Source organism: Sphingomonas parapaucimobilis NBRC 15100, assembly GCF_000787715.1.
Taxonomy (GTDB): Bacteria; Pseudomonadota; Alphaproteobacteria; order Sphingomonadales; family Sphingomonadaceae; genus Sphingomonas; species Sphingomonas parapaucimobilis.
On sequence record NZ_BBPI01000069.1, the window covers coordinates 1 to 22,402 of the forward strand.

Here is a 22,402-nt window from a genome sequence, read left to right on the forward strand (position 1 = left end):
TTCGAGGGCCGGTCTCTAGGTCCGGGTGGATGATAAAAATGGGGGGCACGTCAGCTCCGCCATTGCGTTCGCCAGAGTCCACTTCCTTGTGCAGGTTGCCGCCTATTGGAGCCTTCAAGGTGAAGCATCCCGGGTTTTCCGGAGGCTCCCACTTGTGAGTAGAAGCATCGGAATGAGCAAGACGACGAACAAGTTTTCGCCCGAGGTCCGCGAACGCGCGGTCCGGATGGTAGGCGAGCACCGGGCGGATTACCGTTCGAAATGGAACGCGATGGTGTCGATCGCCGGCAGGATCGGCTGTACGGCGGAGACGCTGCGTCGCTGGTGTCGTGACGAGGCTGGCCGGCTTGCAGGACCAGCAGCGATGGCCGACGATGACCGTGCCCGGCTGAAGCTGCTCGAGCGGGAACTGAAGGAACTTCGCCGGGCCAACGAGATCCTCAGAAAGGCATCGGCATATTTCGCGATGGCGGAGCTCGACCGCCCCGGGCGATGACGAAGCCTGCCCTGAGCGTGTCGAAGGGGCGTTCATCGACGCGCATCGAGAGGAGTTGGGGATCGAGCCGATCTGCCGGGAACTGGCGGTCGCCCCCTCCTCGTATCATCAGCATGCCGCGCGCCTTGCCGACCCGGGCAGGCGTTCCGCTCGCGCCCGGCGGGACGACGAGCTGAAGGGGCACATCCGGCGCGTCCATGAGGCGAGTTTCGGCCTGTACGGGTCGCGCAAGAGCCTGCCCCGGCGAAGGCCGGGGTGTGGCGGCAACTTCTGCGCGAGGGCGTCACCATCGCCAAATGCACGGTCGAGCGGCTGATGAAGGTGATGGGGCTGGCCGGTGTCCGGCGCGGGAAATCCTGCGTCATCACCGTTCCCGACCACAAGGCACCGTGCCCGCTCGACAAGGTCAACCGCGGCTTCAAGGTCCAGCGGCCGAACGCGCTGTGGGTCGTCGATTTCACCTATGTCCACAGCTGGGCAGGCTTCGTCTATGTGGCGTTCGTCATCGACGCGTTCGCCCGCCGGATCGTCGGCTGGAAGGCCAGCAGCAGCGCTACCGCGGGTTTCGTGCTGGATGCACTGGAGCAGGCCATCCATGCCCGGCGCCCCACGGAGAAGGACGCGCTCGTGCATCACTCGGACAGGGGCTCGCAATACCTCGCCATGAGCTACACCCAGCGCCTGGCGGAGGCAAAGCTGGTGCCATCGGTCGGCAGCGTCGGAGATTCCTGCGACAATGCCCTGGCCGAGACCATCAACGGCCTGTTCAAGGCCGAGGTCATCTGGCGTCAGCGCTCCTGGCCCAGCCTCGCTGCCGTCGAAATGGCGGCGCTGCGGTGAGGGGACTGGTCCAACAATCATCGCCTCTTCGGTCCCATCGGATACGTAACCCCCGCCGAGGCCGACTACCATGCCTCACAAAAGAAACGCGATATGGCAGCATGACCCAAACCAAACTGCCTCCGGGAAACCCGGGACGCTTCAGGAATGGATGCTCTGTATGGCGCGGGATGAGGGCTGATGTTCGTCCCCCTGATGCGCTACAATATTTTTCGCAAGCCAAATGCGACCGTCCGCCCCACCGGGTTCAGATAGGCATTTTGATAGTTCAATGGCGTAGCGCCCAAGCCATCGCGCACGCTCTGGCGCGTGTCGAAGATGTTGGTCACGCCAAGCGTCATTTGCGTACCCTTGAGCCAGGAGGGTGCCTTCGCTCGCCCCAGATAGTCGCCGACGTTGGCGAAGAGCGCGAGGTTGATGGTTGTCAGGTCGCCGAATTTCAGATCTCCCGCCGGCGTGCCGGATTCACGAATTGATGTTCCGCTCTGCCACGTCGCGGTGAGCCGGGCCCCGAGGCCGCGCCTGAAGGCGCTGGCCTGGAACTCCACCTCGTGCCGGGGGCGACCGCCGCGGGCGTCCAGCGCACCCCCATCGAGCAGGTTCAGAACCGGCCCACCGGGGCGCAGCGATACCCGGTCCTCCAGCCGCCAGCTGTGTTGCAGCGACAGCATCAGCCGGCTCGTAAGGTTTTCGACCCGTCGGGCGGCAGGGCTCCCGGCCTCCACCGTCTCCAGGCGCGCGCCGGGCGGCAGGCGGCGCTTGGCCTCTTCAAGACTCGAGAACACGCGGACGTTGGCGTTCTGAAGACCGGGCGGCAACGGGCCGAGCGGCCGCATGAAGCTCAGGCCCCAGCGAATCTGCTGCTGGTTCGATCGCGCGAAGTTGATCGGCGTCGCGTCGATGCGCTGCAGACGACCCGTCGGGTCGCGGGTGAAGCGATCCGGGAACGCATCCTCGACCTGCGGCAACGCGATGGGAAAGGCGGCGATTGGATCGTTGATCTGCGTGCGGATGTAGTCGAGTGTGAATACCAGATCCGTCCTGGTCATGGGCTTGAACGTCGCACCTGCGGTGAAGACGTGACGATCATCGGCGCGAAGCCCTGGATTGCCTCCGAAGCTGCGCGTTATATCGACCGTCTCCCCACGGCGCCCATCAAAGGTGCGAACGTTTGGCACGACGATCAGCGGTGCGCCAAGCTGCTCGACCGCCGGGGCCGATCGCGTATCGCTGACCGATGCGAGTAGCGACAGCGCGGGCAGGGGCGTCCAGTGTAGGCCATAGCCCAGGGTCCATAGCGTGCCGACGTCCGACAGTCGTTCTGCGGCGACGGTCGCGTTGGCCGACAGCGTACCGATCGACGTGAGCGATGGCGTCGCGGCCCCTGCGATCGGCAGGTCGATGTTGGCCTGGAAGCTGGCGGTGTCGCGGCCCAGCGACCCGATCCGCGTCAACGCTCCGAGTTGGGATTGGCTGCTGACGTCGCGCGTCGTGATGCCCGATCGCAGGCTGAGCGACGCGGCCCCGGCCGGCAGGGTGAAAGGGGATCCGTTGACCAGCAAGTCGGCATTGGCCGTCAGGGTGGCGAAGCGTGCCAGGTTCCGCGAAATGGCGGGAACGCCGGTGTCGGTTGTGCTGTCGTTCGTAGTGCGGTCGAGGTTGCCGGTCGCGGTCCATTGCCACTGGCCCAGCCGCCCGGCGATCGTCGTGCCGAGGTGCAGCGTCGCGCTGTCGACGTCGCGGCGCAGCACGCCATCCGGTCCCAGCCCGACCAGCGCCTTGGTCTTGCTCGTCTCGACCCGTCCGTTGAGCGTTGCTGCCACGTCGGCAATCGGACTGGCTGCGACGGTCGCATTCAGGGTGACGCGATGGGTAGCAGGCAAGAGTGTGCGATAGTCACCTAGCGTCGGATTACCGCCCGGCTGCCGTACGTCGCGCTCGCTTTCCAGCAGGGCACTCGACCGGCTGACATCGGCATCGAGCATCGTGCGCGTATCACCGCGGATGCGCAGATAACTGGCACCGCCCGCAGTCGTCGCCTGTCCGCCCGCGGTCGGCGCGGCGAGGCTTGCCTGGACGATCCGCGACGTGAAGCGTTCGAAGGCGACGACGTTCACCACCTTGCGATCGGCCGGATAGCCGTATTTGAGTGCGACCTCTTCGGGCAGGATCTCGGTTCGTTCGATCGCTTCGGTGGGAAGCCGGGCGATTTCGGCAAAGCTCGACACGCGGCGGCCGTTCAACAGGACGATCGGATCGACCGACGCATCATTGCGTCCGCTCGACACCTGCGCGCCGAGCGCTTGGATCAATTCGGACACCGTCGCCGTGCCATAAGATCGGATGTCCAAGGCCGATAGCGTGCGTTCGGGCTTGATATCGCCGATGACCGAACCACGCGGCGGCCGCCCGTTGACGACGATGTCGCCAGATGCGGTCGGCGGTCGCGTCGGGGGCGGTGCGTCCTTGTACTGCTCGCGCAGTCTCCGCTGGACATCCTCGGGTAGCGGCTGTCCGTCCGAGCCGCGGAATTGGATGGCGGACGGCGGGCTTGGGGGAGTAGTGGGTGGCGTTACCTGTGCTGCCGCGAGCAGGCCTATGCCGATGATCGTCGTCATCGCGTCACGACGTCCGCTTGGCCGCGAACGGCAGGGTTGCAAGGCCTGCGATATGCACATCGCCCGTCAGCGCCGCGCCCTCGGCATCGAGCGTCACGACAAAGGTCACTCGGGGTTCGGACTTCAGGCTGAACGTCGCGCAGCCTTCGGTCACGGACACCGCCTCAAGCGGCCGCCAGACCTGCGCCCTCGACGATTGGTAGCGCCCGGACCACCCTGTCGCATTGCGGGTCAGTTCGAACGTCCAGTCGGCCCCTGCGAATTCGCCGATCCAGCGTCCGGCGAGGTGATCGGCCAGTTGAGTCGATGTACATGCCGGGGCCGGTACGGGGGGCGCGGCGGGCAGGGCCGTGGCGAGAAGAATGGCGGCGATCATGAAGCTCTCCGGATTGAAGCCGGGTCAAGGAAAGCAGATCGAGGTAGCGGGACGATGCCGCGTTCGTGACGGTGCGTGATACGAAGATGCTACAATCCCGTGCTATCGCCTGATGCGATGCACAGCGCGGCCCTATCCCAAGACCGAATCGTCGTGGTGGACGACGACACCAGCATCCGTGATGCTTTGGGCGATTATCTTGGCGATCACGGTTACGCAGTTCGCACCGCCAGCGGTGCCGCTGGCTGCGATCGCTTGCTGGCCGAGGGACCGGCCGACCTGCTGGTTATCGATGTGATGATGCCAGGGGAGGACGGCTTGTCGCTGTGCCGTCGTCTGGCTCCGACAGGTACGCCGATCCTAATGCTGAGTGCGCTCGACGGCGTCACCGATCGCGTCGTCGGGCTGGAGGTCGGGGCATGGGATTATCTGGCCAAGCCGTTCGAGCCCCGCGAATTGCTGGCGCGAGTACGGGCATTGCTGCGGCGGCCGCGCACAGAGAGTCCAGCGACACACGGCGATGCCGTCGCTTTCGCCGGCTGGTGGTTCAGTCCGGAAGAACGCCGCCTGCGCGATCCGCACGGTCGCCCGTTGCTGCTGAGCGAAGGCGAGCACGCTCTGTTGGCGGCTTTCGTGCGGCGCCCCGGACGCGTGCTCAGCCGGGACACGCTGCTGGACATCGCGCGGGGTATTGACGCCGCGTCCTATGATCGGGCGATCGACATCGCCGTCAGCCGGTTGCGTCGCAAGCTTGCGGAAGGTGACAGTGCCCCGCTGATCGAAACGGTCCGCGGGGCTGGTTATCGCTTTCTGCCCACAGTTCGACCGGCATGATGCGCAGCGTCTGGCGGCGGCCGAGCGCCCTGACCGCAATTGGTGGGTTCAGCGTCGCGATTGCCGTACTCAGCGTTGCGATTACCGCCAGCATCGTCCTGCTGATGCCCGATCCGCCCGCCGTGCGCATGACCGTCGCCGACGCCGTCGCGGCGCTGCGGGGTGCCAACGCCGGTCTGGCCCGTACGATCGGGAGTCCCCCGGGCGGGTCGCCGGCGGCACTGCTTCGGCCGGTTCTGGCGCAGGCGGTCGGCCGGCCGATTGCGGACGTGCGGGTCGTTTGGCTTGATCGGAGCGCACGCCCGACCCGCAGCGGCGGCGTCGTCGTCTTCACGGCGCGTGGCAAGGGCGAGGCCGTCGGTAAGATGCCGTGGCCGGGCGGTACCCCGCCCAGCGGACCGGTCGTCATCCGCCGCCAGGGCGTGCTGCCCATGCGGATTGTTCCGAGAGGCATGACGGATGCGCTGATCGGCAAGGTCCTGCTCTCGTTGCCGCAACCCGCATTTGCTGCCAGCATGCGTCTGGCGGATGGCCGATGGCTGACCGTCGCACCGCAGTCGCCGACCTTTGGCGGGTGGCGGCTGAAGGTGCTGGTCGCGCTCGTTGCCAGCCTCGCGGTGCTGGCACCCCTCGTCTGGCTGTTCGCCCGACGCCTCACCCGACCGTTTCGCACATTGGCGTCGGCGATCGACCACGGCCGCGATCCGCCGCAAGCGCAAGGGCCGCGCGAATTGCAGGATGCCGCGCGCGCGATCCTTCACCTGCGCGCTCGCCTGTCCGCCGAAACCGATGAACGCATGCGCATGCTGACCGCTGTCGCACACGACCTGCGCACTCCGCTGACCAGCCTGAAGCTGCGGATCGAAGCGGTCCCGGAGCCGCAACGCGCCCGCATGGCCGCCGACGCCGACCGCATGGGCGCGATGATCGCCGATGTTCTTGATTACGCCCGCACCGCCAACGCACCGCGACACCCGGTGCAGGTCCGGACGATGGTGGCGGAGATTGTGGGAGACATGCCGACCGTACGTCTGATGGACGGACCGGAGGTCACCGTGATCGCAGTCGAGGCGGCCTTTCGGCGCGCGATCGAGAATCTCGTTCGGAACGCCGAGGACTATGCCGGCGGCAGCCGGGTTGAGGTTACCCACGAAGACGACATCGCCATCGTCCGCGTGATCGACGCCGGTCCCGGTATACCACCCGCCGACCGTGCTCGATTGTTGCGCCCGTTCGAACGTGGCGACGCGTCGCGCAGCCGAGACACCGGCGGCGTGGGACTGGGGCTCAGTATCGTGCAGACATTTGCTGATCTACATGGCGGGACATTGTCGTTGGACGAAGCGGAGGGCGGCGGGACAATCGCGACCTTGGCCGTCCCTGCGCTGGTCCAATAGAATGCCGGAGCAAAAGTTGGCAGCTTTGGCAATGTACTGGGCTCGGCGGTCTATACTGGGCGAAAGCTTGGTGCCACTATTGTTTCAAATATGAACGAACGACGGATGAACAAGGCCGCCGCTACGATAAAGACACACTGTCGGGGTGTCAGGCCATCAACTGCTTGATACAAAGCGGCTTCTATTGCCCAAGACGTCTCCTTGGAAGCTATGTCGGCGAACAGTCAGAGCGCGCGTGGATCTTTGCCGCCCTGCTGGTCCAAGGCGCGAAAGGCTGGACATTGCCGTCCTGTTCACCGACACCCGCAAGGCCGAGGCGATCAAGCTTTTTACCAAAACCTATTTCGCGATGCGTGTCGCTTTCTTCAAGGAGCTCGACAGCTATGCTATTCCCGGTGAGATGGCTAAAGGCGCAAAACTTCAGGTCAGTTACTTGGTGCCTTTGTCTGTGAGCGGATATAGCGACCCGGCGTGCCCCCCATCGTGCGGCGGAACATGGCAATAAAGGCGCGAACATGGCAATAAAGGCGCGAACATTGTCATACCCAAGATTGAGCGCGATCGTCGTCACGGCCAACCCTTCCGCAAGTTGCTCGATTGCGTGCAAAATACGGGCACGCTGACGCCATTCGGAGAAGCCAAAGCCAGTTTCGGCGGTGAAGCGTCGTGCCAGCGTGCGGGATGAAATGTCCGCCTAGCTTGCCCAGGCTTTCGGTGAACGATCATCCGCCAAGTTCGCCAATATGGCGTCGGTGACGCGCTGAACGTTCGGATCGGACGGGTAAGGCAGGCCGAGCGGTTGGACAGGTAGCGCAGCAATCTCATCCAGCACGACATCGGCGAGCCGGTGTTCAGCCTCCGTTTCAGGGGGACGCCTCCAGCCAGCGACTCGGTGGACCGCTTTGCGCAACAGGCTGCTGGCACGCCGCGTGCGCGGCTCCAGGGGAAGTCGCGGGCAGGCGTCCTCCACGACACACACGCTCCAACCCTGGAACGGCCCGTGCGAGCGCAAGGCGTGGGGGACGTGCGGCGGTATCCAGATTGCATGGGTGGCAGGCACCACCCATGACCCGCTGGCCGCTGTGACCGACAGAAGGCCGGCGAGGCCGCCGATCAACTGCCCCGGCGCGTGGGCGTGCGACGCGGTATCCCGCGTCTCGGCTCCGCGCTGCTCGACAGCCAAGATCCGACCAATGCGAGCCGCTTCTATCAAGTCAGGGGGGACAAGCGGCTGGGACATGATGAACACCCAGCCCAACCGTCGCGTTACCCCGCTTCGCCCCGAAGACGCTTTGCCCGATCAGATCGACCATGCGGAGATCGGCGGCGTGACGGTCCGCAAAGGCACCGTAGCAGCCTTTCTTTAGAACGCGATCCAGTGAAGCGATCCCGAAACACCTGATGCCGATCGCGATGCCCTTGCGCATGAAATCGCGGGGTCCGTGCCAGCGCTTAGAGCACTCAGCGTTTTTACCGTATTCACCGTGCGTGACGAGCGCCTGCGCGCCCTTATGGACGGTCATTGATGTGGCGGCCGAAGCGGCGGGCGGTCACTCCGGCCACTCGCCATATTGCTTCCAACACACCCGAAAGGGGCGTTCCTGCCAAGGTAGAAATGATACCCCAAGCGCTACCCTGAGAAATAAGGCCGTCATTGCCGATCCGTGGATCAGGTGAGACGAAAGGTTTGGAGCATGGCGCGGAATACCGGTTCGACCATGTCGTAATCAGCACGGACGGCGGTGCCGGTGGCGATCATCACGCTACCGTCCGGCGCATTGGCATAGGTAATCCACTGCCGGATCGGGATGCCGTTCGATATCCGGTCCAGGCGAAGTTCGGGCGCTGAGCCGGGGATGTCGGCGCGGTGTCGTTGAAGCTCGACCGGCGCGGGGAGCGTATCGCGTATCTGTTCGGCCTGCCGGTCGGCGAAGACGTCCAGACGTTCCGTGCGATCGGTGGGCAGGCCGCTGGGCGCGATTTCGCGCGTCACGACGAAGCTGGGGGCTAGGCCTAGCGTACCCGGGCCAGCCGACAGGACGAGCATGGATTGGTCTTGCCATCCCCCGGGCAGTCGATGGTCATTCCTTGCACGCGGGTCATTGGCGCGTGCCCGCGGGCGGCCACTTGCCCGTCTTGTCGAGCGCAAGAATTTCATCCCGGCCGGGCGGCGGCAAGGGATAGCCGCGTGCCTTGAGCTTCTCGATCACGCGCAACCGCGCCTTGTCCTCGTCCGACCCGCGCAGGATAAGGCTGGTGATCGTCCGCTGTGCAACGGTGATACCGAATTCGTCATGCGTCCAAATGTCGGCGCCGTGGTCGATCAAGATTTCGACCACTGGCCATTGATCCGTCTGTGCGGCATTGATCATCGGGGTAGATTGATCTTCTGGCGCGCGTTCATTGAGGCCGATCCCTTTGGCAGCAAGTTCACGAACCTTTTCGGTTCTGGAATTCATGGCGGCACCGATCATCGGGATATCGGGATAATTTACACCTTATTATCATTCTGATTGCAACCAGTTTTCACTATGCTTATAATGAGGATTATTTTTAGATTGCGCATCATTCGTATCCGTTTTTCTGCAAGGATCGGTTGATTTGACGTCGTCTTTGGCTGAGCGACGCATCAACGTTGTCCGTCATGTGAAGCAGAACGTCGATCACGGCAATATTTCCACCGGCATGGATCGAGCGAAGTGGCCGCCATCCTGCCCGGACTTTCCAGCGCGGATCGCTTGCTGCGCTTCTCAGGCTGGGAGGATCGAGCGGCCAAGTGCGGGTTGCGGCCGCATCGGGTGCCACCGGCATCGTGTTGAGCCCGTGTAACGGTTCGCCCTTGACGTAGACTTCGTCTATATTCGCCGCGACCGGATGCGGCACCGTCTTTGCGTGAAGGCCAGCAGGATTGAAGGTCGTCGCTGGCAGCCCCGAAACTCGAGAACCCGCAGAAGCCATTCCTCCACCCAATGAATGCCCTGTCAGGCGCGCGCCCTTTCCATCGGGCGCTTCAGCGACGTTCGTCGCGATCATTTGTGCCGGATCACAGTAGAATGTCCGATTACCCAGGCCTTGCCCAATGTCCATCTTGACATCTTTCCAGCCAGTGGTGCCTTGATAGGCTTTAAGAGGCGTATTCGTCGTGTTGTTGATGAACATAGCGGCACGGGATTCGGTCGGCTGCTTTGTCTCTGGGTTGACCGGATGTTCCGGCATGTCGGGTTTCAGGCGCAGCTTACGCAGGTTCTCCACCGTGACATTGACGTTCAGCCCCCTAGCCCAGGGTGCCTTGACGACCTTGTCCATGCGAACGAAGCTATAGAAGATCAGCCAGGTCCGCCCCGAAAAGTACAGGCCAAAGGTGGAGATGTCGCTGTGGATGCGGGTCGGCCGCTACAGGCGGCCGAAGACGCCCATGGTGAACACACCGTAGCCGAAACCGCTTTCGCGGACGTGCGGCACGTTCTTGCGACAGTCCGGGGTGCCGAGTTGAAGACCCTCATGATCGACGATAGACTCGGGCTTTCGCCGGGGGCGAGCATTTGTCCGCAGGTGCGCCGCATGATTGCTAATCGTGCATCCCGAGCTCAGAATCATTCTGTTGACCAAACGGATATGGGATCGACCGATTCCGACACGGCACCCGCATCGAAATCGTCCTCGACCACCGGAAATACTGTGACGCGTTTCCAATGCGATGACTGTCATCTGCCCGCTGTGGTCAAAACATCCCAAGCCCCCCCCCTTGCGGCAGCGCAAATGTCGGACATAATGAGCGGCCAATAGAGCAGCACGGCAAGGCATTCGCCACCGCTGAGACCGGGAGATACAGGATGAATGGCGGACCGCATCCCCTTGGCGCCATGGTGTACGCCTTGGCGGGCATGGCATTGATCGGGGCGGCACCAGCCGTGGACCCGTTGACGGATGCTATTGCGAAGGCGTTGCGCTCCGATCCCGCATTCGCAGCCCCACTCCGTGGAAACGTCACGCTCCCCGACGACGCCTCGGCCCTGTCGGGGCTTCCCAATATCCCGAATATCGGCAAGGCGCGGATTACGTGGCGATCCTCCGATCCTGCCGTCATTTCGGACGCCGATATGAGGCACGGTCCTGACGTCATACGCAAGGGGCGCGTCACGCGGGGCGCGGGTGATCGTCGGATCCGCCTGACCGCCACCGTGGCCTTGCCTGACCGCCAGCCCGTATCCGTCCCGATCGACGTCACCGTGCAGGCCGCGCCCGCCGCCGTTCCCGTGCCCTCGGCCTATATGTTCGTCTATTTCACCGGGAATAGCATCGACGGCGAAAAGGTGCGATTTGCCGTGTCGGACGGCAACAATGCCCTGCAATGGAAGACGTTGAACGATGCCCAGCCGGTCCTCGAGTCCCGCGAGGGTACGCGTGGCCTGCGTGATCCGTTCATCATGCGCTCTGCCGAAGGGGACCGCTTCTTCCTGCTCGCGACCGATCTTTCGACCGGGCGTACCGGGTGGCGTGATTCGACCAGCCAGGGCAGTCGGTATCTCGAAGTCTGGGAATCGACCGACCTGATCCACTGGGGGAAGCAACGGCATGTCCTCGTCAATCTGCCCGACGCGGGCATGACCTGGGCACCGGAGGCGACCTATGACCCGACCATCGGCGCCTATGTCGTCTATTGGACCTCCACGCGGTACAGGGATGCAGCGCACAAGGTGGAGGATGGCAACGGTCCGCAGATATTGCGCGCGATCACTCGAGACTTCCGTCACTTCACCACGCCAGAGCCATGGTTCCGCGCTGCCGACGTACCCGGTGCCGACAAGGCGAAAGGCATGATCGACGCAACGGGCCTACGTGATGGCGATCGCTATTATCGCTTCACCAAGGTCAGCGATGTGGCAGGCTGCCCGTCCAGCGATATCCTGGCGCAGACGTCTTCCTCGCTCCGGGCCGATGGTGCGTCGGGTGCGTGGAAGATTATCGACCGCTGCATCGGTCGTCGCGCCGGCACGCCCGAGGTGGAAGGACCGACCGCGTTTCGCGCCAATCCCGGTGATACGAGTGGGTTTCGGTATTTCCTGTGGGTCGATAATTATGGCGGCGTCGGTTACATTCCGCTTGCCACCCATTCGCTCGACGGCCGGATTGCGTGGACCTACCCACGCCGGTTCCATCTGCCCGAGTCCCCCCGACACGGCACGGTCCTTCCCATCACCGCAGCGGAGCGCGCCGCTCTGGTGGCGCATTGGAGCCGGCCCGCGCCCGATGCCGCGACCGTCGCCGATCGCTGGATCGTCGCCCCGATACTGACGTCGGGAACGCACCTGCCGGTGCCTGTGGGGTATGTCGCCACCTGGCGCGCCGATGGTCGCGACGTACCCGACGGCATCCTGACCAACATGGCTGCGGACGCCCGCGTCATCAGCCTTGAAGGTACGCTGACGCGGCCGGATGGCACGACCCTGACCAAGCGGTTCACCGTGACGCTGCTCGGCAAGTCCGCCCGCCAGTTGGAAGCCTATGCGCGCATGCCGACGACGCCACAGGATGCGAACCAGCCGACCGTTGCGCGAAGCGTCCATCTGGCCATGTCGGGCGACGACGGCATGATGACCGCGCTCAACGACGACTATGGCGTGATGTTCGCCCGAGGGGATTATATCGGCGTCGATCGCGTCGCGCTTCGCGGGGTGGCGGATCCCTCGCTATTCCATTTTTCCGATGGCACGATCGGTGTCATCGCGACACGCGTGGACATGAACGGCCGACAGGACCCGCCCCGGTCCGCCATCGTCATCTTCCGCGGTGATCCCAGATCGGCCGAGTTCGTCGAGCTTGGCACGCTGGACCTCAAGGCGAATGACGGCATCGACCATCCCCGCGCCATCTGGGACAGCGCCAACCGGCGTTACGTCGTTTCGTGGACCGACCGTTCGGGACAGCCGCGCTGGACGACCGTGACCGATCTGGCTCGCCAGGAATGGCATCAGACGCCCTTTTTCCCCGAGACAGGGGGGCGTCGCGCACGGATCGCTTCCGCGGGTAATGTGGGCGAGGTCCGCATGGGTGATGTGATGACCACCGCCAACGATACCCTGCCTGTCGACGACATCACTGCAACCGCGCTGAGCAATCGTTTTGGCCGCATCGTCAACACGACGGCGACCGTTGCGCCCCAGACGATCCGGACGGGCGGTGCTGTTGGCCTTGCCGCGGTGCCGGTGAAACTGGGCTATTCGGACGGCTCCACCGCGACGCGTGCGGTGGATTGGGACGCCGCCGATCTTGCGCAATTGAGCACGCCGGGACGGTATCTCGTCCATGGCACCGTCCGCCAGCGCCGCTATCCGACGATCTTTGCCTATGAACGCGCCGATCCCAATATCTTTCGCTGGGAGCATAAGGGCCGGGTCCGCTATCTGTTCGTCGCGACCGACGACACGAACAACGACAATGTCGGCTCGCCCCATCTGCCGCTTCGCGTCGCCGATACGATCGCCGACCTTGCCGATGACAAAGGCGGCCGCGCGCGGGAAGTCGACCTGCTCAATCGACGGACCCGTCGCGATCGGACGGCGGAAGGTCGCGTGATCGCGGGATGCTATTGGGCACCTGAAATTCACGAGATCGGCGGGCGACTGTCGATCCTCTTTGCGCCCTGCTTCCATCCGACCGATCCGCAGTCGAACGAGGGCGGAGCATGGTCGACGGTGGAGTCGCATATCATGCAGCTTCGCAAGGACGGCGATCCCGCCAATCCTGCCGACTGGTCGAAACCGGCCGCGATCCGCAAGGCGGATGCCACCGCACTCGGGCGGGCGGACATGCCCGCCAATATCAGTCTCGACATGTCCTATTTCGAGGTTCGGGGGCAGGGCTATTATACCTGGTCCCAGCGATACTTGCCGACATCCGGGCCGATCGGCGATCCGTTGACGTGGATCGCCAAGGTCGATCCCGCCCGACCCACACGGCTCGCCGGTCCGCCGTCGCCCATCATCGCACCGGAGACGTCGGTGGAGGAAAACCTCGCCGAGGGGGCCTTCGCGCTGATCCGGGGCCAGCGAGTGGCGCTTGTCTATTCCAGCTCGGGGGTCAGTCCGACCTATGTCGTCAATGGCACGTCCGCGCCGCTCGATAGTGACCTGACCCGTATCGACGCTTGGCGCAAATGGTCCGCACCGCTCCAGAAAAGCGTGCCGATGCCCAAGGGCGACGAAGATTATCGGCGTTACGAGCAGGGACCGGGACATGGCTCGTTCACGACCGACGAGGACGGCAACGATCTCTATGTCTATCACAGCTGGGGCAACGGCGTCGGCAAGGACGGACGGGATGCGCGCCTGCGCCGTGTTCACTGGGCCGCCGACGGCCGCCCGCTGCTCGAGATGCGTGATGACGAAGAGGTCGCGCCCGCCAACCGTCGCGTGACGATGGAGGTCAGGGTCGAGGCGTCATAGCATCGTCCGCAATATCCGCCCGGCGGCGCTATCCCAGCGTTCGGCACGATATTCCCTGTCGGGGAGCCGGGGCCGCCGAGCCTGATCGGTCGATCTACCAACCCGTCCAAGCTCTTGTTATGCATCGCAAGGCCTTATGGCCTTTGGTGGGGAAGGGCGTGGCATGACGGCTTCGGATCAATCGTCGGACGATCAGGACGGCGCGTCGGCCTCGGTGCATGGTGGCACGGTCCGTCGGCTCAATCTCAACCTTCTCTATCCGCTCGATGCCATCCTGCACGCTCCGACCCTGACCGAGGCGGGACGTCGGGTCAGCCTGAGCCAATCGGCGATGAGCCATGCGCTGCGGCGCCTGCGCGATCATTTCGGCGACGATCTGGTGGTCCACGCAGGGGGGGAGCCGCACCTGACACCGCTGGCGCACGCCTTGCGGCCCGAGGTAAGACGGATCATGCGGGAGGTGGAGGGGGCGTTCAACTATTCGATCGCCTTCGATCCCCTGACTACGACCGAGACCATCACCATCGCCGCCGACGATGCGAACGAGCAGATGCTGCTAGGCCCGGTGCTGCGCAGCTTTGCGACCCTGGCCCCCGGCTTGCAGGTGAACGTTATTCCCCTCGATATCGAGCGGCCGGACAGATCGCTGGATCAAGGGGCCGATCTGCTGCTGCTCCCCGAGCATATGGCGCTCGACGGGCTGGAGACGATGCCGATGCTGACCGTCTGGCCCAGCTGTCTGGTCTGGGATCGCCATCCGGAATTCCAGGACTGCATCCACATCACCGAAGCGCAATATCGTGCCGCGCGTCATATCGTCGCCCGCGGGTAGGAGAAGCACACCTTCGCGCTCGACCAGAACGGGGTGGACATGTTGCGCGCGCGACGCATCTGCGTCCGCGCCACGTCCCAGGCGACGCTGCCGGCGATCGTGATCGGCAGCGATCTGGTCGCCACGGGCAATTCATGGGTGTTCCAGCATTATGCGGCACTGATGCCGTTCAAGGTGTTCGAGGCGCCATTCGCCCGTCGGGGGATCGTCAACGTCGCCCAGTGGCCGCGCAATCGCCACGACCCGGTGCTGAAATGGTTCATCATGCAAGTCAGGGCGTATTTCGAGCAATATTATAAGGTGTAAGCTCCGCCATCGAAAAGGTTCATGCCCCTATGAACATTTCGAATTTGCCTGTCACATGACTGACGCATAGCGTCTCCCCTGACAGAAGGTCCGGCTGGCATCTCGCATCGCCAAGACACGGACTGTCGTCAGCAGGAGTACGGCCGCGGCGGCATCCTTCGAGGACCGCCACCGCATCATCCGCCGCGAGGCGCTAACCGTTTGTCTACAGGGATGGCTTTCTGTCCGAACGCGGCTTTGCCGTGGAGGATGGCGCGCGCCCTGGGGAGGGGATTGCATGCTGAATCTGACTGCTAGGGGGCGTCGTGTACTGGGATTTGCCAGCCTGAGCGTCATCGGTGCCCTGGGCGCGAGCATGCCGGGCGTTGCCGCTGCGCAGGCCGTACGGACGGGGGGCATCACCGTGCCCGCCATGCCGATGGACCGCGCGCTGGATATGATCGGCAGGCAATCGGGTGTGAACGTCAACTTCGATCCCGACGCGGTCAAGGGACTGACTTCGCGTCCCGTGCGCGGCGCGGGGTCGGCGGCGAAGGCGATCAGGACGGTCATTGGCGGCACGGGCCTGACCGTCGTTCCGGCGGTGCAGGGGGGCCTGGTGGTCGTCAACGACATCGTGGTGACGGCACAGCGTGACGAAGCGGAAACCAGCGTGCTGGTGCGTCAGGCGACCACTTCGGACCGCAATGGCCTCGGCCTGCGCAATCAGCCGCGCAACACCCAGGTCATCACGGCCAAGACGATCGAGGAACAGCAGGCGCTGAACATCACCGACATCCTGCGCAATGCGGGCGGTGTGTCCGCACTGGGTAACAATCCCAACAGCGGTGCGTCCTATACCATTCGTGGCTTTGCGGCCGGGGGGCTGGTGAACGGCCTGACGACGTCGTCGCAATATGGCGTGGCGGCCGGTGCCGATCAGCCGGTGGCCAATATCGAGCGGGTCGAAATCCTGAAAGGACCGGACGCGATCCTGGCCGGGTTCGGCAATCTGGGCGGCAACATCAACGTCGTGACCAAGAAGCCGAGCGCCGAGGAACGGTTGGCGGTCAGCTTCGACACCGGCTCTTTCGGTCTGGCGCGCGGCGTGATCGATGCCAATAATGCCGTCACCGCCGACAAGAAGCTGTCGGCACGCGTCATCGGCAGCAAGCAGACGATGGATCGGAATTATGGCGGCTATACGGGCAACAAGGACTGGCTGTTCGCGCCGTCGCTTCGTTACAAGGACCGCCTGACCGATATCGTCATTGGCGCCAGCCTGAATGAAGCGACCAGCGGCATCGGTGCCTTCACGCTGTTCGACAACAAGACGTTTCGGATCATCGATCGCGATCCTTCGGTGCCGATCTATTCGCCGAACCAGGGTATTCGGATCAGCACCCGCCGCTTCTATTTCGATGCGACGCGAGAGATCGTGCCCGGTGTCGAACTGGTCGCGCGGGGTATGCACAACCAGACCCTGCTGACGACGCGGGCGGCGAATGTCGGCTATAGTCGCACCGGCGTGCTCGCCGCCGATCTTCAGGGTTCGCAGCAGTCGGGCTCTGCCAACGCGATTGATGCCTTCCTGCGGGTCAGGACCCATATCGGTGACGCGGTAAAGGCGAGCTTCAACGCCGGCTACAATTATGGCGACGGGGGAACGGCGCAGCGGAGCGGGCTGGTCTATACCCGGATCCCCACCCTGCCGCTGGGAGCGAACACCAGCGTTGCCGTCGTTCCCTGGTCCCCGTTCGGTGCGGTGCAGATCCGTAACAGCGGCAAGCAGGAAGGTGTCTACGGCCAGGCACTCCTTGAATTCTGGAAGTTCAAGATCCTGGGCGGCGTCCGCAAGAACTGGTTCGAGACCACATCGCAGACCTTCTTCGCGGGGCCTTCGCCCGTCAACGTCCAGCGGAAGAACGGCGTATCGCCCAGCGCTGGCCTCATCTTCGACGCCACGAACAATCTGTCGCTCTTCGCCAATTATTCGCGCGGCGAGCAGGCGACCTTCACGGTGGCGAAGAATGGCAGCATCCTGCCGAACATCATCACGACCAACAAGGAAGCAGGCGTCAAGCTCGACCTGTTCCACAAGCGTGCAACGATCAACGCATCCTATTTCGACATACAGCAGGACAATATCATTCTCCGCAACCCGGCGGACCCGACCGATCTTTCGTCCGGGCCGGGCCAGCGCGGGCGGGGAATCGACCTGAACATCGCCGGTCAGTTGCTGCCGGGCTGGTCGGTGCTGGCATCGCTGACGCGGACCAAATATGCCCTGCTGACGGTCAATGCGCTTCAGACGGTCGTGGCGCAGCAGCCGCGCGATACCTACAGCCTGTTCTCCTCCTATCGCTCGAAGATCACGGATGGCCTCAGCGGGGGGCTTTCGACCGGCCTGTATGGACGCTCAAGCTCCTACGCCAATCTGCTGGGCCAATATGTCGTGCCGCCGTCGCGGCAGGTGGATGTCAACGGCTTCCTGAGCGTCCGGGGTTTCGACATCAATATCGGCATCCGCAACATCTTCGATCGGCGCAATTACGGGTCGGCATCCACCTTCACCTATATCCCCGTCGCCGAGCCGCGCAACGTGCGCCTCACCATTTCCAAGCGCCTGTTCTGATCGGGGTTCCCCACCAATGATGCCACCCCCTGCCCATGTCGAGGAGACCCGCCGTGAAGCGGGTCTCCAGCCCGCCCAGCCGGCCAGCGAGCGCTGGGCGCATGCCTGGCGACTGAGCACGCGGTACTTCGTGTCACAGGACTGGAAATGGGCATGGTTCCTGGTCGCATGCTATTGCGTGATCGAGGTCGGCACGACGTCCGCCTTTCTGTTGTCCAACAAATGGCAGCGGGAATTCTATGATGCGATCGAGCAGCGGCAGGGCGCGCAATTCCTGTCGCTGGTCGTGATGTTCATGATGATCGCAGGGCTGGCGATCGGGACGCAGTTTCTGCACAATATCGTCGGCTGGACCCTGTCGATCCGGTGGCGGCACTGGCTGAACGACTGGTATCTCGGTCGCTGGTTCGCACGGGACCGTTTCTACGAGATCGAGCGGTTGCGCATGATCGACAACCCCGATCAGCGTATCGCGGAGGATGTACGGGCCTTCACCTCGATGGGCCTGGAATATGGCCAGTCGCCGCTCAGCATCGCCATCTCGCTGATCTTCAGCCTGGTGCGTGCGGTCGCCTTCGCCGCGATCCTGCTCGAAACCTCGTCGCCGCTCACGCTACCGCTGTTCGGCTATCGCATCCCGCTGCCGGGTGGGGACCTGATCTGGTTCTCGATCGTCTATGTGATCTTCGGCACCGTCTTCATCACCTGGATCGGCAGGCCGTATATCCGGCGCAAGATGCGCGAGCAGCATTACGAAGCCGATTATCGCGCCGGGCTTATCCATGTCCGTCGCAATGGCGAGCAGATCGCCTTTTCCCACGCCCAGCGCATCGAGCAGGACGGGCTGAAAAGCGCCTTTGGCAACATTCGGCGCAATTTCTACCAGTTGATGCTGGCCAATGCAGGGCTCAGCGCGGGGCAGGATATCTATCAACGGACCATGCAGGTCGTACCGCTTTTCCTGACGGTGCCGAAATATTTTGCCGGTTCGATCACCTTCGGACAGGTCCAGGGCGCGCGCGATGCCTTCACGCAGTTCGCCTCGAGCCTGTCCTATATCGTCCAGGCCTATCCCACCATCGCGCGGCAGGTCGCCAACATCAATCGCCTCAAGACGCTGGATGACTCGCTCGATTACGAGCGTCCGCGCGGAATCGCCTTCACGCCGGGCGGGACGGCCGATGGCGTGGCGATCCGGGTCGAGGGTCTCGAATTGCGCCGCCCCAATGGCGCGCCCCTGATGGCCGTGGCCGACTGGATGGTGCGTGACGGTGAGCGGTGGGTGATCCAGGGGCCGTCCGGCACCGGCAAGACCACGCTGCTGCGTGCGATTGCGGGCCTGTGGCCGGACGGGGCGGGCGACGTGGCGATGACCCGCCGCGGCAGTGCGATGCTGGTGCCGCAACGGCTGTATCTGCCGCTCGGGACGTTGAAGGCCGCGATATGCTTCCCCGACCAGCCGGAAGAGCATGACGACGGGGCCATCCGCGCCTTATTGGGCCAGGTCGGACTGGAGGCTCATAGGACGGCCCTGCACGAACTGCGCATGTGGCAGGACGAGCTTTCGCCCGGTGAGCAGCAGCGTGTCGCGCTGGCCCGCATCCTGTTGCAGCGCCCGACCTTGCTGATCCTCGACGAGGCGACCAGCGCGCTCGACGCCCATAACGCGGCCTTCCTCTACCAGGCCATACTCGATGCGATGCCGGACACCACCATCGTCAGCGTCGTACACAACGAGAAGCTGGCCGCCTATCACACGCACCGCCTGCGCGTTCACCATGGTCACGCGACGGCAGCGGCCATCACGGAGGCTGATGCATGAGTGTGCTCCTGACCCAGGACGAGGCGGAGCTGCGCGATGCCGCGACGCTGGCCGTCGAACTTGCCGCGCGGCGTGGAGCGACAGCGCGCGCCTCGGCCCATCATGAGGGCATTGCCCGCATCGCGGTGCGACGCGGCGAGGTCGAAACGGCCGAGCGCAGCGGGACGCAGGGGCTGGGGCTGACCGTCTTCCACAACGGACGGCGCGGCATGGCCTCGACCGGGAGCTTCGACCGTGCGGCGATCGAACGGGTGGTCGAGGAGGCGATGATGATTGCCAGCCATGTCTTGCCAGACCCTGATGCCGGTCTGCCACTGGCGGACAGCCTGGCCTATTCCAGCCCGTCTCCCCCGCTCTACGCCGACAGCCCGCGCGATCCGGACACGCTTCTGTCCTCGGCGACCTTGGCCGACCGGATCGCTGTCGAGGTGGCCGCCGACGATCTCCGGCTGCGGGTCGGCGAGTCGGTGGCGGTCGCGACCGAGGGGCTGTGGGCGCTGGCGACCAGCGACGGTTTCTGTCGCAGCATCCGGCGCTCCAATGACGGGCGCTGGTCGGTGATGCTGGCGCAGGACGAGGGCGGCAGCACGTCCGCCTTCTGCCAGTCGCAGGAGCGACGCGTCGATGCCCTGACCCCGCCCGAGCAACTGGTACGCACCGCTGCCGATCGCGCCCGCTCGGCATTGGGCGGACGGACAATCGCCAGCCAGCGTTGCCCGGTGCTGTTCGCGGCGCGCACGGCCATGTCGCTGGTTTCGGACCTGGCTGGCGCTCTGACCGGCATGGCGCAGTTTCGCGGCATGACCTTCCTGCGCGCGCCGCTCGGCCAAAGCGTCGCGGCCGCGCATCTGGAACTGACGGAAGATCCCTTCGAGCCGCTGGGATTGGCCAGCGGCCCCTTTGATAGCGAGGGTATCGCCGGATCGGCCCGCCACATCCTGCGCGGCGGCGTGGTCGAGGGACTGTTCCTGTCGAGCGTCTCGGGGCGCAAGCTGGGCATGGCGTCGACCGGCAATGCCGATGGCTTCTACAATCTGCGCCTGACCAGCACCGCACCCGGCGGCGACTGGGCCGCGATGTTGCGGATGCTGGGCACCGGCCTGGTCGTGACCGAATTTCAGGGCGGCAAGACCGACCCGGCCAGCGGCAACTGGACCCAGGCGGTGAAGGGGCTGTGGATCGAAGGCGGCGAGATCGTCCATGCCGTCACCGACGTGACGCTGGCGGGCCAGATGCCGGCGATGCTGAACGGCATTCGTGCGGTCGGCCACGATGTCGAGCGGCAGGGCGCGCTGCGCACCGGATCCATCCTGGTCGACGACATGCAGGTGGGAGGAAAGGCATGAACGGCGGCGCACTGGCACTGGACCGAGCGCGTACGGCGCTGTTCGGTCCGGCGGGCCTCGACGAGGCGGCGATCGGCCGCGCCCTGGGCGAACTGGCAGGCGGCGGCGCGGATCTGGCCGATCTGTATTTCGAGACGACGGCCATGCGTAGCTGGCGGCTGGAGAGCGGCCGGGTCACCCAGGGCGGCTTCTCGATTCGGCAAGGCGTCGGGGCTCGCGCGGCGCATGGTGGGCAAGTGAGCTTCGCGCACTCCGCCGACATGCGCGAGGGCGCGTTGCTGGACACGGTACGCGCGGTCCGCACGCTGGCGCGCCACGGCGATGCGGGGCGGTCTGGTCATGGCGTCGTCCTGAGCCGACATTCGGCCAGCCATCATCTTTACCCCGCGATCGAGACGGTCGCGGCCGAGGATGCGGCGGCTTGGATCGCCCTGTTGGTGATGATCGACAACCTCGCCCGGACGCATGACGCCCGTATCATCCAGGTCGACGCCAATGTCCGGGCGACCGACACGACGATCCTGGTCGCGGGGGCGGACGGGCTGCTGGCCGGGGACGTGCGACCGATGACAATCCTGTCGGTCGTCGTGATCGCCGAACAGGATGGTCGTCGCGCGCGTGGCCAGGCGGGGCTGGGGCGGCGGGCCGGGCTGGGCGGGTTCGACGCCGCGTCGGTCGAACGGATGGTCGCCAGCGCGGCGAACATGGCCCTGAACAATCTCGATGCCATCGCGGCGCCGGTGGGCGAGATGCCGGTGGTGCTGGGGCCGGGCTATCCCGGTGTGCTGTTCCACGAGGCGGTCGGCCATGGGCTGGAGGGCGATCATCACCGCAAGCATCTCTCCGCTTTCGACGGAAAGGTCGGCGAGCGGATCGCCGCGCCCGGCGTGACCGTGGTCGACGATGGCGGTCTTCCCGGGCGGCTGGGGTCGCTTGGCATGGATGACGAGGGCACGCCGCCCGATCGCACCGTGCTGGTCGAGGACGGGGTGCTGACCGGGCTGATGCAGGACCGGCTGAATGCCGGACTGATGAACGCGCGCTCGACGGGCAATGGCCGTCGCCAGTCCTATGCGCATCTCCCGATGCCGCGCATGACCAACACCTTCCTGGCCAATGGCCGCGCCGATCCGGCCGACATCATCGCCTCGATCGACCGTGGTATCTACGCCACCGAGTTCGATGGCGGGCAGGTCGATATCGTCACCGGCCGCTTCAACTTCACCACGATCGAGGCGTGGCTGGTCGAGAAGGGGCGGCTGGTCGCCCCGGTGCGCGGCGCGACCCTGATCGGCGTCGGGCATGAGGCGCTGCGCCATATCTCGATGATCGGCAACGATCTGGACCACGACACCGGCATGGCGACCTGCGGCAAGCAGGGCCAGTCGCTTCATGTCAGCGTCGGCCAGCCCACGCTTCGCATCGACCGCATGATGGTCGGCGGGCAGGCCGGCTGATCCCCCCCATTTCAGAAGG

Annotated in this window: 16 protein-coding genes, 2 pseudogenes and 1 other annotated feature; of the genes and pseudogenes, 12 read left to right on the forward strand and 6 right to left on the reverse strand. The window is 64.6% G+C overall.

What is annotated here, in order from left to right; translation table 11 throughout:
* Positions 1–172: 172 nt before the first annotated feature.
* Positions 173–1,441: pseudogene (locus SP5_RS12160) on the forward strand (IS3 family transposase).
* Positions 454–593, forward strand: a sequence feature (AL1L pseudoknot). It overlaps the preceding pseudogene by 140 nt.
* A gap of 95 nt (positions 1,442–1,536) precedes the next feature.
* Here the strand turns inward: SP5_RS12160 and SP5_RS12165 are convergent.
* Positions 1,537–3,954 (reverse strand): TonB-dependent receptor, encoded by a 2,418-nt coding sequence (locus SP5_RS12165; RefSeq protein ID WP_245613478.1) that lies wholly within the window; start codon positions 3,952–3,954, stop codon positions 1,537–1,539.
* A gap of 4 nt (positions 3,955–3,958) precedes the next feature.
* Positions 3,959–4,330 carry a hypothetical protein gene (locus SP5_RS12170; RefSeq protein WP_042489043.1) on the reverse strand — a complete coding sequence of 124 codons (372 nt, stop codon included), beginning with the start codon at positions 4,328–4,330 and terminating at the stop codon, positions 3,959–3,961.
* Between the two features lie 117 nt (positions 4,331–4,447).
* Here SP5_RS12170 and SP5_RS12175 point away from each other — a divergent pair, with 117 nt between their 5' ends.
* The 3 genes from SP5_RS12175 (at position 4,448) to SP5_RS19980 (ending at position 7,066) form a co-directional block, all read left to right on the forward strand.
* On the forward strand, positions 4,448–5,164 hold the full coding sequence (locus tag SP5_RS12175) for a response regulator (RefSeq protein WP_042489045.1): 717 nt from the start codon (positions 4,448–4,450) through the stop codon (positions 5,162–5,164).
* Entirely contained in the window at positions 5,161–6,561 is a 1,401-nt protein-coding gene (locus SP5_RS12180) for a sensor histidine kinase (protein ID WP_245613479.1), read from the forward strand. Before SP5_RS12175 ends, SP5_RS12180 begins: the two co-directional genes overlap by 4 nt.
* A gap of 235 nt (positions 6,562–6,796) precedes the next feature.
* Positions 6,797–7,066 (forward strand): hypothetical protein, encoded by a 270-nt coding sequence (locus SP5_RS19980; RefSeq protein ID WP_245613480.1) that lies wholly within the window; start codon positions 6,797–6,799, stop codon positions 7,064–7,066.
* A 33-nt stretch (positions 7,067–7,099) separates the two neighbouring features.
* On the opposite strand, the pseudogene SP5_RS19985 reads toward SP5_RS19980, so the two are convergent.
* A pseudogene (locus tag SP5_RS19985) lies at positions 7,100–7,249 on the reverse strand (helix-turn-helix domain-containing protein); the annotation flags it as partial.
* A 550-nt stretch (positions 7,250–7,799) separates the two neighbouring features.
* Between SP5_RS19985 and SP5_RS19900 the strand changes: the two are divergent.
* Positions 7,800–7,928, forward strand: a complete 129-nt coding sequence (locus SP5_RS19900) for a hypothetical protein (RefSeq protein WP_274533646.1) — start codon at positions 7,800–7,802, stop codon at positions 7,926–7,928.
* A 302-nt stretch (positions 7,929–8,230) separates the two neighbouring features.
* Here SP5_RS19900 and SP5_RS12195 read toward each other — a convergent pair whose 3' ends face one another.
* From SP5_RS12195 to SP5_RS19210, 3 genes are all read right to left on the reverse strand, one after another.
* Positions 8,231–8,719 (reverse strand): DcrB-related protein, encoded by a 489-nt coding sequence (locus tag SP5_RS12195; protein WP_084220674.1) that lies wholly within the window; start codon positions 8,717–8,719, stop codon positions 8,231–8,233.
* Positions 8,661–9,035, reverse strand: a complete 375-nt coding sequence (locus SP5_RS12200; RefSeq protein ID WP_084220675.1) for an ankyrin repeat domain-containing protein — start codon at positions 9,033–9,035, stop codon at positions 8,661–8,663. Before SP5_RS12200 ends, SP5_RS12195 begins: the two co-directional genes overlap by 59 nt.
* Before the next feature lie 91 nt (positions 9,036–9,126).
* Complete coding sequence (locus SP5_RS19210) at positions 9,127–9,867, reverse strand: Tle-like phospholipase domain-containing protein (RefSeq protein WP_157013708.1); 741 nt, start codon at positions 9,865–9,867, stop codon at positions 9,127–9,129.
* Positions 9,868–10,481: 614 nt separating this feature from the next.
* Between SP5_RS19210 and SP5_RS12210 the strand changes: the two genes are divergently transcribed.
* From SP5_RS12210 to SP5_RS12240, 7 genes are all read left to right on the forward strand, one after another.
* Complete coding sequence (locus tag SP5_RS12210; RefSeq protein WP_217995702.1) at positions 10,482–14,006, forward strand: family 43 glycosylhydrolase; 3,525 nt, start codon at positions 10,482–10,484, stop codon at positions 14,004–14,006.
* A 163-nt stretch (positions 14,007–14,169) separates the two neighbouring features.
* Positions 14,170–14,838, forward strand: coding sequence for a LysR family transcriptional regulator (locus SP5_RS12215; protein WP_052811528.1), 669 nt, complete (start codon positions 14,170–14,172; stop codon positions 14,836–14,838).
* A gap of 39 nt (positions 14,839–14,877) precedes the next feature.
* Positions 14,878–15,144, forward strand: coding sequence for a type 2 periplasmic-binding domain-containing protein (locus tag SP5_RS12220; RefSeq protein ID WP_042489056.1), 267 nt, complete (start codon positions 14,878–14,880; stop codon positions 15,142–15,144).
* Positions 15,145–15,421: 277 nt separating this feature from the next.
* Positions 15,422–17,758 (forward strand): TonB-dependent siderophore receptor, encoded by a 2,337-nt coding sequence (locus SP5_RS12225; protein WP_084220678.1) that lies wholly within the window; start codon positions 15,422–15,424, stop codon positions 17,756–17,758.
* A 16-nt stretch (positions 17,759–17,774) separates the two neighbouring features.
* On the forward strand, positions 17,775–19,580 hold the full coding sequence (locus tag SP5_RS12230) for an ABC transporter ATP-binding protein/permease (protein ID WP_052811529.1): 1,806 nt from the start codon (positions 17,775–17,777) through the stop codon (positions 19,578–19,580).
* Positions 19,577–20,926, forward strand: a complete 1,350-nt coding sequence (locus tag SP5_RS12235) for a TldD/PmbA family protein (protein WP_052811530.1) — start codon at positions 19,577–19,579, stop codon at positions 20,924–20,926. The genes SP5_RS12230 and SP5_RS12235 overlap by 4 nt, the downstream gene beginning before the upstream one ends.
* Positions 20,923–22,383 (forward strand): metallopeptidase TldD-related protein, encoded by a 1,461-nt coding sequence (locus SP5_RS12240; protein ID WP_042489062.1) that lies wholly within the window; start codon positions 20,923–20,925, stop codon positions 22,381–22,383. Before SP5_RS12235 ends, SP5_RS12240 begins: the two co-directional genes overlap by 4 nt.
* Positions 22,384–22,402 lie beyond the last annotated feature (19 nt).